The 15,396-nt window shown below is 46.0% G+C and carries 11 protein-coding genes; 9 read left to right on the top strand and 2 right to left on the bottom strand.

Annotated features, from left to right (window positions below; translation table 11 throughout):
* Positions 1–56: 56 nt before the first annotated feature.
* Genes CXF58_RS07895 through CXF58_RS07885 form a run of 3 tightly spaced genes read left to right on the top strand, consistent with a single transcriptional unit; the run spans position 57 to position 2,669 of the window.
* Positions 57–1,076: an NADP-dependent oxidoreductase gene (locus CXF58_RS07895; protein WP_102077130.1), complete on the top strand. Its 1,020-nt coding sequence runs from the start codon at positions 57–59 to the stop codon at positions 1,074–1,076.
* 3 nt (positions 1,077–1,079) lie between these two features.
* Positions 1,080–1,862, top strand: a complete 783-nt coding sequence (locus CXF58_RS07890) for an SDR family NAD(P)-dependent oxidoreductase (RefSeq protein ID WP_102077129.1) — start codon at positions 1,080–1,082, stop codon at positions 1,860–1,862.
* Between the two features lie 42 nt (positions 1,863–1,904).
* A complete protein-coding gene (locus tag CXF58_RS07885; RefSeq protein WP_223808527.1) occupies positions 1,905–2,669 on the top strand; it encodes an SDR family oxidoreductase in 765 nt (254 codons plus the stop codon).
* Between the two features lie 129 nt (positions 2,670–2,798).
* Here the strand turns inward: CXF58_RS07885 and uvrA are convergent, their stop codons facing one another.
* Positions 2,799–5,366 carry an excinuclease ABC subunit UvrA gene (gene uvrA, locus CXF58_RS07880; protein WP_102077128.1) on the bottom strand — a complete coding sequence of 856 codons (2,568 nt, stop codon included), beginning with the start codon at positions 5,364–5,366 and terminating at the stop codon, positions 2,799–2,801.
* Between the two features lie 329 nt (positions 5,367–5,695).
* Between uvrA and arfB the strand changes: the two genes are divergently transcribed.
* Positions 5,696–6,109 carry an alternative ribosome rescue aminoacyl-tRNA hydrolase ArfB gene (gene arfB / locus CXF58_RS07875; protein WP_102077127.1) on the top strand — a complete coding sequence of 138 codons (414 nt, stop codon included), beginning with the start codon at positions 5,696–5,698 and terminating at the stop codon, positions 6,107–6,109.
* Positions 6,110–6,221: 112 nt separating this feature from the next.
* Here the strand turns inward: arfB and CXF58_RS07870 are convergent, their stop codons facing one another.
* On the bottom strand, positions 6,222–7,421 hold the full coding sequence (locus CXF58_RS07870; protein ID WP_102077160.1) for a sugar transporter: 1,200 nt from the start codon (positions 7,419–7,421) through the stop codon (positions 6,222–6,224).
* Positions 7,422–7,744: 323 nt separating this feature from the next.
* On the opposite strand from CXF58_RS07870, the gene CXF58_RS07865 reads away from it, so the two are divergent.
* The 5 genes from CXF58_RS07865 (at position 7,745) to betT (ending at position 15,192) form a co-directional block, all read left to right on the top strand.
* The gene (locus CXF58_RS07865) at positions 7,745–8,473 is read left to right on the top strand and encodes a cupin domain-containing protein (RefSeq protein ID WP_102077126.1); all 729 of its coding nucleotides are present in this window, start codon (positions 7,745–7,747) and stop codon (positions 8,471–8,473) included.
* Positions 8,474–8,805: 332 nt separating this feature from the next.
* Positions 8,806–9,381: a TetR/AcrR family transcriptional regulator gene (locus CXF58_RS07860; protein ID WP_102077125.1), complete on the top strand. Its 576-nt coding sequence runs from the start codon at positions 8,806–8,808 to the stop codon at positions 9,379–9,381.
* 101 nt (positions 9,382–9,482) lie between these two features.
* Positions 9,483–10,997, top strand: a complete 1,515-nt coding sequence (gene betB, locus CXF58_RS07855; protein WP_102077124.1) for a betaine-aldehyde dehydrogenase — start codon at positions 9,483–9,485, stop codon at positions 10,995–10,997.
* Between the two features lie 118 nt (positions 10,998–11,115).
* Positions 11,116–12,816, top strand: coding sequence for a choline dehydrogenase (gene betA / locus CXF58_RS07850; protein ID WP_102077159.1), 1,701 nt, complete (start codon positions 11,116–11,118; stop codon positions 12,814–12,816).
* A gap of 330 nt (positions 12,817–13,146) precedes the next feature.
* The gene (betT, locus tag CXF58_RS07845) at positions 13,147–15,192 is read left to right on the top strand and encodes a choline BCCT transporter BetT (RefSeq protein ID WP_102077123.1); all 2,046 of its coding nucleotides are present in this window, start codon (positions 13,147–13,149) and stop codon (positions 15,190–15,192) included.
* Positions 15,193–15,396 lie beyond the last annotated feature (204 nt).

Here is a 15,396-nt window from a genome sequence, read left to right as displayed (position 1 = left end):
TCAATTTTGCATCGTGTTTGGTATGAATAATAAATACAACGTTAAAGGAATAAATAATGACAGCTGATAACAAACAGATCAATAAGCAGTGGCGCTTAAAAGCAAGACCTGTGGGCGCACCAGACGCTGATACGTGGGAATATACCGAGACAGAACTGCCGACTATCTCAGATGGTGAGCTGCTGATAAAAATTGAATATATTTCGATGGATCCTGCAATGCGTGGTTGGCTAAACGATGCAAAATCTTATATACCGCCCGTACAGATTGGCGAGGTAATGCGTGCAGGAACGGTGGGTAAAGTCATTGAAAGTAAGCATGAGAAGTTTGCTGTTGGCGATTATGTCGTAGGTCATAACGGCGTGCAGTCGTATGCAGTCAGCGATGGTACAGGTCTACATAAAGTCGATCCAAGCCTTGCGCCATTGTCTTATTACTTGGGCGTGCTCGGTATGCCGGGTATGACGGGCTATTTTGGCTTATTAAAAACCGGCGCACCAAAAGCTGGCGAGACTGTGGTTATTTCTGGCGCTGCGGGCGCGGTTGGTAGCTTGGTTGGACAAATTGCCAAACTCAAAGGTTGCCGCGTCGTCGGTATCGCAGGCGGTCCTGAGAAATGTAAATTTTTAGTCGATGAGCTGGGTTTTGATGCTGCTATAGATTATAAAAACGAAAATGTGAAAAAAGGCTTAAAGCAGGCCTGTCCAAACGGCGTCGATGTCTTTTTTGACAACGTCGGTGGCGATATTTTAAATGACGTGCTGACGCAAATTAATTTGCATGCGCGTATCGTGATTTGCGGGGCGATTAGCCAATATAACACCACCACAGAAGTCAAAGGGCCATCAAATTATTTGTCGCTTTTGGTCAACCGTGCGCGTATGGAAGGCATCGTGGTCTTTGATAATATTAAAGAATACCCGACGGCGATGAAAGATATTGCTGGCTGGATTGGGTCAAGCGACATTAAAGTAAAAGACCATATCGTCAAAGGTATCGAGACGTTCCCAGATACCTTGATGATGCTATTTAAAGGTGAAAACTTTGGCAAACTGGTACTTAAAGTAGAGGGATAAATCATGACATTGAATACAAATGGAATTGCATCAGACGTCACTGGTAAACGTATTTTAATCACCGGTGGTGCATCTGGCATCGGTGCTGCCAGTGCGTTATTGCTCGCCAGTCGCGGTGCGAAAGTGGTGATTGGTGATTTGGCAGAAGAGATGGGCGCAGGCGTTGCTCAGCAAGGGCAAAACGCGGGCAATAGCATCGTCTTTAAAAAGGTTGATGTCACGAGCGGCGATGAAGTGCGCGCGCTCTTTGCCTTTGCCATGGAAACATTGGGCGGCCTTGATGTGGTGATAAATAATGCCGGTATTGACCATAAACCGGCGCCGATGCATGAGCTAAGTGACGAGGACTTTGACCGTAATATCGCCGTTAATCTAAAAGGCGTCTGGCATTGTATGCGCGCTGCTGTTGCTTGTATGGCGCCCAATGGCGGCGGTCATGTGATTAATGTGGCGTCTATCGCAGGTTTACGTTCAGCGCCACTGCTGTCAGCTTATAGCGCTGCCAAGCATGGCGTCATGGGGCTGACCAAATCTGCTGCTCATGAATATGCCCGCGTTAATATCCGCTTTAATGCGGTATGTCCAAGCTTTATCGATACGCCGATGGTCCGTAATACCATGGCAAAAATGGACGAGCGTGCCCAGCAAGCCACCATAAAAGCCAGTCCAATGCGCCGATTGGGTGACGTTGATGAAGTATCTGGCGCGATTGCATGGCTGGCGAGTGATGAAAGTAGCTTTATGAATGGTCATGCCTTTACCCTTGATGGCGGCATGTTGGCTTAACATCAAAAGTATTTATTAAAATATTTAAAAATATAAGGAATAATGATGAAAGATTTATTTGATTTAACAGGCAAGATTGCTTTGGTTACCGGTGCTAGCCGTGGTATTGGCGAATCCATCGCCCGCTTATTGGCGTCAAGAGGCGCGCATGTGATTGTCTCTAGCCGTAAGATTGATGCTTGCCAAGCGGTCGCGGATAGCATCGTCGCCGACGGTCATAAAGCCAGTGCTTTTGCTTGTCATGTGGGAGATATGGATCAGATTGAGGCGATTTTTGAGCACATCAAAAGCGAATTTGGTCAAATTGATATCTTGGTCAATAATGCCGCGGCAAACCCTTACTACGGGCATATTTTAGATACGGATTTAGCGGCTTTTGATAAAACAGTAGAAGTCAATATCCGCGGTTATTTCTTTATGTCGACGGCTGCTGGTAAGATGATGCGCGAGCAGGGCGGCGGGGTGATTCTAAATACTGCCTCGGTCAATGGCTTGGTCGCAGGTGACAAGCAAGGTATCTATTCAATCACCAAAGCTGCTGTCATCAGTATGACTAAAGCCTTTGCTAAAGAATGCGGGCCATTAAATATTCGCGTTAATGCGCTGCTGCCAGGGTTAACCGATACCAAGTTTGCCTCGGCCTTAACCACCAATGATAAAGTCTTAAAAATGGCGTTACATGCCATTCCGTTAGGGCGTGTGGCTAACCCTGACGAGATGGCTGGCACGGTATTGTACCTAGTGTCTGATGCCTCAAGTTATACCACGGGTGCGACCGTGGTCGTCGATGGCGGTATGCTTGCCTAGTTATCAATGAGTAGTTTGAAAGATAAAGACAGCACTTAACATAGAAAAACCGCATGATATTAAAATCGTGCGGTTTTTCTTATTACATATTTCCATTTTTTAGTTAGTGTACTGTCTTTTATATCAATACTAAGTCAATAAAAAAGGTGCAGTGCGACTGTTTTTGGATTTCGCCACCTCTTTAGGTGTGCCTTCTGCGACAATAAGCCCACCTTCATCGCCAGCACCGGGGCCCATATCGATAATCCAATCGCTGTTACTCGCGACTTGCATATCGTGCTCAACCATAATCACCGTATTACCAGTTGCGACCAGCCCGTTTAACTGTGCCATCAGCAGCGCGACATCAGAAGGATGGAGGCCAGTCGTTGGTTCATCGAGCACATACAGCGTATCGCCGCGCTGGGTACGCTGCAGTTCGGTGGCAAGCTTGATACGCTGTGCTTCGCCACCAGACAACTCGGTCGCTGGTTGCCCAAGTCTTAGATAACCAAGCCCAACTTTTAGCAAGGCATCTAAAGCGCGCATGACTGGGGCATTATCAATAAAAAATTCAGAAGCCGCTTCGACTGTTAAATCGAGTACTTCGGCGATGTTTTTACCTTGATAAGTAATTTCTAAGGTTTCACCATTGTAGCGCTGACCATGGCACACTTGGCAAGGCGAGTAAACACTCGGCAGAAATAGCAGCTCAACGCTGACAAAACCGACGCCTTCGCAATTTGGGCAACGTCCTTTTTTAACGTTAAATGAAAAACGTCCGGCATCATAGTGCCTTGCTTTTGCTTCTTTGGTGGTGGCAAATAATTTGCGCACATGGTCAAACAGTCCAGTATAAGTGGCCAGATTTGAGCGCGGTGTGCGCCCGATGGCTTTTTGGTCAACGGTGACTAAGCGTTTTATATATTCCATACCACTGACTATCTCTCCACCTATTGGCGTTTCTTGTTCTTGCTCCAGTAAAGCCGCTTCATCGGTGGGCGCTTCAATCACGGTTTTTTGCCCAAGCGCATTGTAGACCAGTTCAACCAACGCTTGACTGACCAAGCTCGATTTGCCCGAACCTGAAACGCCCGTCACTGTGGTTAATACCGCTAAAGGAAATGCCGCATCTAGCCCTTGTAGGTTATTACGCTCGATATTGGCAAGTTTTAGCCAATGAGTAGGTTGTCTTGGTTGCTCGGTTTTTAACTTTTGAGTTGCTGTGTCTTTACTAAAGAGATATTGCCCTGTATAAGAATCAGATACATCTCGCAAGCCTGCGACAGGGCCGCTATAGATGATTTCACCGCCATGACTGCCGGCTTTTGGTCCGACATCGACGATCCAATCGGCGTGGCGAATGACGCTGACATCATGCTCGACAATGAATAATGAATTACTCGCCGCTACCAGTTCATCTAGAGCGCCTAATAGCGCCTGAGTATCGGCAGGATGCAGGCCAGCGGACGGTTCATCGAGCACATAAACCACGCCAAATAGTTTAGAGCGAATTTGAGTGCCAAGTCTTAGGCGCTGTAGCTCACCGGGCGATAAGGTAGGCGTGGTGCGCTCAAGCGATAAGTAACCTAGCCCAAGTCTGGTTAACGCTTCTACACGCGATAAAATATCGCTGGTAATACGCTTGGCAACAATGGCTCTTTCACGGTCGGGCATATCATCGCTGAGTTTTTTATTGGCAGCGTCGTGAAGTTTTAGCGCCAGTTCAGTCAAGGTTAATTGTGACAATTCACCAATATCAAGCCCTGCAAATTTAACCGACAGCGATTCTTGCTTTAACTTTTTGCCATGGCAGCTTGGGCATTCTGAAATTTGCATGAACTGCGCCACGCGTTTTTTGGTACGTGAACTTTGGGTCGTAGCAAAAGAATGTAAGACGAAATTTTTTGCGCTGGCATAGGTGCCTTTATAATTGGGTTTTTCGCCTTTTTTAATCGCCTCGCGTACTTGCTCGAGATTGTACTCTGGGTAAACGGGCACTTCTGGGGTCTCATCGGTAAATAAAATCCAATCGCGGGTTTCCTTGGGCAAGGTATCCCAAGGTTTGTCGATATCGTAGCCCAGTGTGGTCAATATCCGGCTCAGATTTTGCCCTTGCCATGCTGGTGGCCAAGCAGCAATGGCGCGTTCTCGAATGGTTTTTGTCTTGTCAGGCACGAGCAAATCTTCTGTGACCTCAAACACGCGGCCAATACCTGAGCAAGTAGGGCAAGCACCTTCTGGCGTATTTGGCGAAAAGGCATCGGCGTACAGCATATCTTGCCCAGCAGGGTATTCGCCCGCTCGCGAGTACAGCATACGTAGACCATTTGAAATCGTCGTCACGCTACCAACCGATGAACGTACCGACGGCGTACCGCGCTGTTGTTGCAGGGCGACGGCGGGCGGTAAGCCTTCTATCGAATCGACATCAGGCTCGCCAACTTGGTCAATCAAGCGCCGTGCATAAGGCGATACCGAATCAAGGTAGCGCCGTTGCGACTCAGCAAACAAGGTACCAAATGCCAGTGACGATTTGCCTGAGCCTGATATACCGGTAAAAACCACCAACGCATTACGCGGTAAATCTACATTGACATTTTTGAGATTATGCACCCGTGCGCCCCTGACTTGAATGCTTTCATCAGCGGCAAGGTTGTGTTTTTTGGGAGAAGTGTTAGATTTTTTATGATTAGATTTCTTATGATTGTTCGTCATACAACGCTATTCCTTTGACTAAAATCGGCTCGTTAACGCTTTGGTTTAACAATACCGTGTCTGTTTAATACGGTGTTCGTTTAATATCGTATCTGCTTAACGTCATCCTACCACCTTAAAATAAAATCACTGCGTAGGCTTACGCTTTATAGACAGAGGGTCGACACAGCAACGCCAAACGATAACATTGATAAGGTTTACCCGATAAATTGCGGATTATAGAGGTTAAGAAATATGGCGTTTTGACCTCTATTAAGCGGGCAAGTAGCGCGTTAACTGGGAATGCTTTATCATTAACCTTATCTATCAATCATTTATAAAAGTGTTTTATGATTTTTATTAGCAATAGCATTAGCCTGAATGACAGCGAAGTGGACATTAGCGCCATACGCGCGCAAGGGGCAGGTGGGCAAAACGTCAATAAAGTGTCCTCTGCGATTCATCTGCGTTTTGATATTCATGCCTCAAGCTTAAGCGATGTTATCAAGCAGCGTTTATTGGATAGCAAAGACAGCCGAATGACTAAAGAAGGTGTGTTGATTATTAAAGCGCAGCAGTTTCGTACTCAAGAACGCAATCGAATTGATGCGCTTGAGCGGCTGCAAAGCTTTATTACCAAAGCCACTCATGTCAATAAAACTCGCAGGCCGACCAAACCGAGTAGAAATGCCAAACGTAAACGCGTTGATGAAAAAACCCAGCGCGGCAAAACAAAAGCCTTACGCGGTAAAGTGGATTATTAAATAAACGGCTTACTTTTTAAATAAACCAAACAGCAAAATGCCAGCCCATTTAAGTGGCTGGCATTTTTTATGCTTATTTACTATCAAGTTTTTAGCTATCCAAGCCTTCTAATTAACCAAGTCTTCTGCTTAATTCGGGAAAGCGCTTTATCATAAATAACATCAGTAGCAGCGACACACCAGCGATAGCGGCGCCGACATAGCCCACGCTTGATATGGAAATATGCGTCACTGCATAACCACCAAACAGCGCACCTGCACCAATCCCTAAGTTAATAATCCCTGAGAACATCGACATCAGCATGTCTTGCGCCGTGACATCAACCATGATGACTTTGGCTTGCATAGAGATAATCAGCAGCATCAGCGCCGCGCCCCACAGTAACGCAATGAAACTCAGCGTCCAGATAGAAGTCACGGCAAACAATAGTACCAGCATAGATAGCAGCATGAATATGATCGATATCAGCATCAGTCTGGTATTAAAGCGATCGCCCCAGCGACTGAATATTACACTGCCTGCAATCCCTGCCACCCCAAATAATAGCAAGACAACCGTCGCGGCGTTTTCACTTATAGCGCCAACCTGCCGCATAAAAGGCTCGATATAAGAATAAGCGGTATAGTGCGCGGTAAAGACCAGTAAAATCAGTAGATACAAACAGACCAATAACGGGTTTTTAAGCAATTCTGGAATTTTTCTAAACGAGCCTTCAAACATACTGGGTAACGTTGGCAATAGCCTAGCTTGCAAGATAAAGACGATAAAAGCAATCACGCCAATACCGCCAAAGGTTGCTCGCCAGCCAAACCATTGACCGACTAAGCGCCCTAGTGGCACACCTAGCACCATGGCCAATGAAGTACCGGTCGCAAGCACACTAAGCGCCAGTGCTTTTTTACCTTCCGGTGCTACGCGTATCGCAATCGCGGCGGTAATGGACCAAAATATCGCGTGTGATAGCGCAATGCCCACGCGGCTAATCAGCAATACATCAAAGCTCCAAGCAAATACGGATAATACATGACTGGCAATAAACACCACAAACAAGCCCAAAAGTAAGCTTTTACGCTCAAAGCGGCTGGTGAGCAGCATCAATGGCAATGACATCGCCGCGACAATCCACGCATACAGCGTCAACATCCAGCCAGTCTCAGCCGTGGTGATAGAAAAATCTTGGGCGATGTCGCTTAATAGGGCAACGGGGACAAATTCGGTGGTATTCATAATAAAGGCGCTGACGCCCATCAAAAATACTTGGAAATACTGAGTGCGGCGAGCATTTGAGCTCACCTCAAGGTTCGGTTTCATAAAGTTCAACACAAATAAAGAAGGCGCTAATACAGCAAAGTGGCTTAACAATCACTCATTAGCTTAATAAAATGGCAAAGATACGTCGTAGTGACAGAAAGAAGGAGAGCAAGATACCAAGTCAGAAGCAGCAGTTAAAGTAATTTTTTGATAATTAGCAAGAATCTTGGCAGGATTGTTCAGGTTAAGCATTTATCCGCTACAAACTTACTTTGAGGAGCGTAAATACGATTTTTTAATAATAAGAACAGTGTCTTGTTTGTCAGCCGCTGTAAATCAGAGGATAATCTACAGCATTAAATCTAATCTCGAGAAACTATTTTATGCTGATTAATGCAGATTTTACTCGCCGTGCAGCATTGGCGCCCAGACACTATCAATGGGTGCCATCACCGCAAAACGGCGTCGAGCGCGTCATGCTTGACCGCGTCGGCGCAGAAAAAGCCCGTGCCACCAGTATCGTCCGCTATGCGCCTGAGTCCTATTTTCCACATCATATGCATCCGGGCGGCGAAGAGATTTTGGTTTTATCGGGAACTTTTTCGGCAGATAATATCGATTATCCAGCAGGTTGGTACTTACGCAATCCACCAAACTCTGGCCATCAGCCTTATAGTAAAGAGGGCGCAGTTATTTTTGTCAAACTTTGGCAAATGCCGGCCACCGAAACACGTTATGTCGCTATCGATACGAACGATGCAGCAAACTGGCAAAAACAGCACAATCGTGATATCTGTCATTTATTTTCAGATAACAGTGAGCAGGTTAGCTTACAGCGATTAAAGGCCGATGAAGCCCTATTTACCGACATAGTATTTATAGACACAGTATTCACCGATGCAATCAAAGGCGGCGCTGAGATACTGGTGCTAGACGGTGAGCTGATAGATGCTGAACTTACAGATCACGCTAAAAACTATACTCGCGGTGGCTGGCTACGTTTGCCAGTGGATGCACTACCGCAAATAAAAGCAGGCGTGCACGGTGCTACGGTTTATCTTAAAACTGGTCACCTGTCTAAAGCCATTGTCGTTAACGTAGAAGAAAAATAATACGCAAACGTAGGTTTAGCAATTATTAATAGTGACTTTAATGGTTTATAGGCTACTGCTTCACTATAAAAAAGGCGTCAGAACTATTTTTCTGAAAAATAGATTTAACGCCATTTACATATAATTAGCTATAAAATATAGAAAATTATTAAAATAATGTTCTGTAACTCCTCGGTTCATACCTGCCCTTCACTTTGCTGCTTTATTTCTGTAAAATACCGACCGTACGGTTTCTTTATAAAAAACTGTTTTTTCTTCTGTATTAATAAAACACATTCTTTTAAAGCCAAATTTACTTTTAGTTAAACTGACGCGCTAATATCGAGATAAAAATGGAAACTCAAAACGCTCATAAACGTAAAAAACAGCCAGAGCTTATACGGCGGGCGCTGCTTGATGAGGCAGCGCGCATCACTTTGGAGCAGGGCTTGTCTAAAGTCACCTTCCAATCGGTAGCCGATGCCGTCGGCGTGACCAAAGGCGGGGTGATGCATCATTTTGCCACCAAGGACGCGCTCATCTTAGAGGTGTTTTATGACGCGATGGCTAAGTTTGAGGCGGAAGTCAATCAAGCGATGGCAACAGATCCGGTCAGCTATGGCTCATTTACCCGCGCTTATATCGATGCCACCATCAGTCTGGGCGAAAAAGGGCAAGCCGAGTTTAATAGCCAAGCCACATTATATGTATTGATGCTAGGCGATAGTGAGCTGCGAAAATTGTGGGCTGAATGGTCAAACGAGCAGCTAAAAAAACATGCTGCTACGGATAATAGCGAAACGCTATGTATGGTGCGTCTGGTCGCCGATGGGATTTGGCTCTCTGACTTTTCGGGTATCGATATCTCGGATAAAGCTTCATTGCGCACGCGCTTGATAAAAATGACGCAGCGTGACTTTGACGCTTAAAAATGCATACAAATCACTTTTATTTTTCACCTTTAATCCATAACGACATGGTCTACTTAACGCTTTTTTATAAAGCGAACCCGTCGCCCTAAGGAAAACTTATGACAACTACTCAGACAACCATAAATAATTTACAAGACATTATTGATTTCACACAAACGCAGACCGCTTATATCAACGGTCGTTATTTGGCGGTCGATGATTCTTTAACGACCTTTGAAGATATCAACCCAGCGACAGGTGAAGTGTTAGCTATTATTCAACAAACGACGAATGAGCAGATTAATGAGGCGGTAAAAGCCGCGCAACAAGGTCAAAAAGTGTGGGAAGCAATGACCGCGGTTGAGCGCGGCCGGATTTTATTAAACGCAGTTGCGATATTGCGCGAGCGTAATGATGTGCTGGCATTACTCGAAACCAAAGACACGGGTAAAGCGCTTTCTGAGACCAAGTATGTCGATATCGTCACTGGTGCTGATGTCGTTGAGTATTATGCGGGTCTTGCGCCAATGTTAGAGGGTCGTCAGATTCCGCTACGCGATAGCAGCTTTGTTTATACCCGCCGCGAGCCGCTCGGCGTGGTCGCTGGTATCGGTGCGTGGAATTATCCGATTCAAATCGCGATGTGGAAGGCAGCGCCAGCATTGGCTGCTGGTAATGCGATGATTTTTAAACCTTCAGAAGTCACGCCTTTGACCGCGCTAAAATTGGCAGAAATCTTGACAGAAGCAGGCTTGCCAGATGGCGTCTTTAACGTTGTGCAAGGCGATTATAAAGTTGGCGAAGCATTAACCCAGCATCCTGATATCGCCAAAGTCTCATTCACAGGCGGCGTACCAACGGGTAAAAAAGTCATGTCGAGCGCCGCATCATCGTCGCTTAAAGACGTGACCCTAGAGCTTGGTGGTAAGTCGCCATTAATTATATTTGAAGATGCCGACATCGATACTGCTGCTGACATCGCCATGATGGCAAACTTCTATAGTACTGGTCAGGTCTGTACCAATGGCACGCGCGTCTTTATTCCCAAAACCTTACAAGCCAAGTTTGAAGAGGCCATCTTGACGCGTGTTAAGCGTATCAAGCTCGGCAATCCGCTGGACGAGAGCATCAATATGGGGCCATTGGTTAGCTTCCCGCATATGGAGCGTGTGCTTGGTTATATCGAGCAAGGTAAAGCTAGTGGTGCGCGTTTATTGGCGGGCGGCGAACGTATCACGGCAGGTGAGCTTGCCAATGGCGCATTCGTTGCACCGACAGTATTTACCGATTGTAGCGATGATATGACCATCGTACGTGAGGAAATATTTGGTCCAGTCATGTCGATATTGACTTATGAGCTTGAGGAAGAAGTGATTCGCCGTGCCAATGATACCGAGTACGGTTTGGCAGCAGGAGTGGTAACTGCTGATTTGACCCGCGCGCATCGAGTAATCGGTCAGATTGAAGCTGGTATTTGCTGGTTAAATACGTGGGGCGAGTCACCCGCGCAAATGCCAGTAGGCGGTTATAAGCACTCAGGTATCGGCCGCGAAAATGGCATCGAAGCCCTTGAGCATTATACGCAGACCAAATCTATCCAAGTAGAGCTTGGCAAGTTTGAATCGGTATTTTAAGCAATTGTACGGTAAAAATTTTTAAACAGTAAAGTTAAGGCGTGAGGACTCATTTTTCCTTTTCGCGCCGCTTCACTGCTATGAAATGATGGATATTTTTAATTTTATGGAGCGTTTTATGACATCAACCACACCTGAATATGACTACATCATCGTCGGCGCAGGCTCAGCAGGCAACGTGCTAGCCACGCGCTTGACCGAAGATGCCAACATTAAGGTGTTGCTATTAGAGGCGGGTCGTCCAGACCATCGCTTAGACTTTCGCACCCAGATGCCAGCGGCGCTCGCCATGCCGCTACAAGGCACCACATATAACTGGGGCTACAAAACCGACCCTGAGCCCTATATGAATAACCGCGTCATGGATTGTGGACGTGGTAAAGGGCTTGGCGGCTCATCATTGATTAATGGGATGTGCTATATCCGTGGTAACGCGCTCGATTTTGACGATTGGGCGAAAATCAAAGGCTTAGAGGACTGGACGTATCTCGACTGCTTACCCTACTTTAAAAAGTCAGAAAACTGCGATGCAGGCGAAAATGATTATCATGGTGTCGGTGGTCCAGTTGAGATGACTACTTCAAAGCCAGGAGTCAATCCGCTGTTTGAAGCGATGATTGAAGCGGGCGTGCAAGCTGGCTATCCGCGTACAGAGGATCTAAACGGCTATCAACAAGAAGGCTTTGGGCCAATGGATCGTTTTGTCACGCCTAATGGTCGCCGTGCTTCTACCGCACGCGGGTATCTTGATCGTGCCAAACCGCGTAGCAATATCACCATTTTGACCGGTGCCTTGACTGACGTGATTCTCTTTGATGGTAAGCGTGCGGTCGGTGTCAAAGTAGAACACCAAGGTCAAATCAAAAAGTTCTACGCGTCTCGTGAAGTGATTGTTTCATCGGGTGCGATTGCCTCGCCGCAACTGTTGCAGCGTTCAGGGATTGGTCCTGGTCAGTGGCTTAAAGATTTGGATATTAACGAGGTTTTAGAGCTGCCGGGCGTTGGTAATAATTTGCAAGACCATTTAGAGCTGTATATGCAGTATGAATGTAAGCTACCAGTCTCAATTGCGCCTGCCAATAAATGGTGGAATAAGCCAGCCATAGGTGCCGAGTGGTTGTTCAATGGCACCGGACTTGGTGCCTCTAATCAGTTTGAAGGTGGCGGTTTTATTCGTACCGATGAGAAATTCACCCATCCTAATATCCAGTATCATTTCCTGCCGTTAGCGGTGCGTTATGACGGTCGCAGCGCGGTAAAATCGCATAGCTTCCAAGCGCATGTGGGCTCATTACGCTCGCCAAGTCGTGGCCGCGTCAAGCTAACTTCAAAAGACCCTAGCGCGCATCCGAGTATCTTATTTAACTATATGTCGCATGAGCAGGACTGGCAAGAATTCCGCGCCGCCATGCGTATCACCCGCGAGATTATGCATCAGCCAGCGCTTGACCCGTATCGCGGCCGCGCCATTGCGCCAACTGATGATCTGGTGACCGATGCGCAGTTGGATGAGTATGTCCGCAACCATAGCGAGACGGCTTACCACCCATCATGTACTTGTGCGATGGGCGAAGGCAATGATTCGGTGGTTAATGGCGAAGGGCTGGTACACGGTATCGATGGCTTGCGCGTGGTCGATGCGTCGATTATGCCAAATATCATCAGTGGTAATTTGAACGCAACCACCATTATGCTTGCTGAAAAAATCGTCGATAAGATGAAAGGCAAGCAATTACCACGCTCGACGGCGGACTATTACGTTGCCAATGGCGCACCGCTCAGAGCCGAACCGCTGCGCGTTTATAACTCTGTCGTTTAGACGTCTTTCTACATGAATGCCTAAACGAGTATTTAGGCAACTGCGCGAACTAATAAACAATAAATAATATAAGTCCATTTCTATCAAAAGGCCTTTCGTAGTAAAGGTCTTTTTTATCAGCGCATATGTTTATAGAGATGAAAACCATTGAGGTTAAATTTACTTAGCATTTGCGCCGCTGTTTTTCTAATAGTTTATCTTTTAGTTTTTATTAATTGGTACTGCTTTGTGCGTCATGCGGTGATACATATCTTATGTGACTATCAGTCATAAAATTATGACGGACAAAGCAATATCAGACCCTGTTTCATTTACCTATTGAGGTCTTTTATGTACAGCTCGCCATCAGAAGATGCGACGAAACCCCTGACTCTAAATAAGACGGTTTTTTTAGGTTCAGCTATTATTTCTATTTTATTGATTATCTGGACGATTGTGTTTCCAGATTATAGTGAGGCATTATTAAGCGCCAGTATGGCATGGGTATCAGAGAGCTTTGGCTGGTATTATATGCTAGTGGTTGCCGCTTATAGTATTTTCGCTTTGTTTGTTGGTTTTTCTAAATACGGCGATATCAAGCTAGGGCAAGATCACGAAAAAGCTCAGTTTCCTTTTTTAGCGTGGGCGGCGATGTTATTCTCCGCCGGTATCGGGATTGATTTATTATTCTTTGGTGCCTCTGAGCCGTTGATGCATTATCTCACCCCGCATACGGGCTTAGAGCCTGCCAGTGCTGAAGCGATGCGTGAAGCGCTGTCGCAAACCTTTTTACACTGGGGTCTGCATGGTTGGGGTATTTATGCGCTCATTGGTATGGCATTGGCGTACTTTGCGTATCGTAAAAATATGCCATTGGCGCTACGTTCACCGCTGACACCGATATTTGGTGAGCGCTTAATCAAAGGCTGGCTTGGTGATGGTATTGATACCTTTGGCGTCGTCTGTACCTTGATGGGTATCGCCACCAGCTTAGGTATTGGGGTATTGCAGGCCAATGCCGGCTTGACACATGTTTTCGGTATCGAATCGAGCAAAATGGTGCAGAGCCTGATTATCTTAGGCGTGGTTGTTGCTGCCGCTATTTCTGCCATGACCGGCGTTGAAAAAGGCGTACGCCGTTTATCCGAATTTAATATGTTGTCATCGATATTGCTACTATTGGCCATATTGGTGCTAGGTAATACGGTTTATTTGCTCAATACCTTTACCCAAAATATTGGTCAGTACTTCCAGACTATTATTTTTAAAACCTTTGATGTCTATGCTTATGATGGCAGCACTGGCGCTGATTGGAAGTCAGGTTGGACGATATTTTTCTGGGCATGGTGGGTCGCTTGGGCACCATTTGTTGGTTTGTTTATCGCGCGTATTAGCCGTGGTCGCACTTTGCGTGAGTTTGTCTTTGGCGTGATGTTTATCCCGCTTGGTTTTATTTTTGCGTGGTTCTCCATCTTTGGTAATTCAGCGATAGATTTGGTCGCCAATGGCGCAACTGAGCTCGGTGAAATCGCCGTCAATGACGCCGCGATGGGTATGTTTGCCTTGTTTGAATACTTCCCTTACAGTGATATTTTTTCATTGGCAGGCGTATTTATTGGTCTGATATTTTTTGTGACCTCAGCGGACTCAGGCGCTTTAGTGCTTGCAAATCTAAGCTCAAAAGGCATGACCAATGATACCGACGCGCCTGTTTGGTTACGCTTGTTTTGGGCGGCAGCCACAGGTTTGATTACTTTAGGCTTATTGTTTGCGGGTGGTTTTGCCTCGCTACAATCGGTTTCCGTCATTGCTGGTCTGCCGTTCTCGCTTATTTTGCTGCTTTACATGATGGCTATGTGGAAATCACTAAAAGAAGAGGGTAATAAGCGCAAAGCCAGTACGGTTGGCACGGCAAACGTGCTCGATAGCGGTAAAGGCTGGAAAGCGCGCTTGCAGCGTATCGTCAGCTTCCCCAGTCACAAGCAAGTCGAACGCTTTTTACAGACGGTCGTTAAACCTGCCATGATTGAGGTCGAAAACGAGCTAAAAGCAGGCGGTCTTAAGACATCATTGGATATCCGAAATTTGGCCAGCATTGGTAAAAATATCGATGCCGCAACCGACGAAGATGACGGTCAGATAGATGGGGTAAAACTGCGCGTCGGGCATGGTGATGAAGATGACTTTATTTATGAAGTCAATCTCATCAAAGCTGAGCGACCAAACTTTACCCTCAATACTTCCAGTAAGCAGGCCGAGTTTTATTACCGTGCTGAGGTGTTTTTAAGTGATGGCTCGCAAGAGTATGATTTGGTTGGCTATACCAAAGAGCAAGTGCTGGTCGATATCTTGCATCAGTACGAATGTCATATGCAGTATCTGCATTTAGAACGTTAATTCATTTATTAAATCATTCATCAAAGGCTAGTATATATAGTTAGTTCAAAATAAAAGCGAGAAATTATAGCTGTGTGCGACTGGTATAAATTTTCCTTGCTTGCTGTTATCACAGAGGCTACGAAAAATTCATCCCAGTCGCACTGTATCGATTTTAAAGTAATTCTACTATAACTTGCTAGATGTTAGAGATGTGATTAATCA

Source organism: Psychrobacter sp. Sarcosine-02u-2 (assembly GCF_002836335.1).
GTDB classification, from domain to species: domain Bacteria; phylum Pseudomonadota; class Gammaproteobacteria; order Pseudomonadales; family Moraxellaceae; genus Psychrobacter; species Psychrobacter faecalis.
The sequence above is the reverse complement of the archived record's forward strand: the minus strand, read 5'-3'. Positions and strand labels throughout refer to the sequence as shown.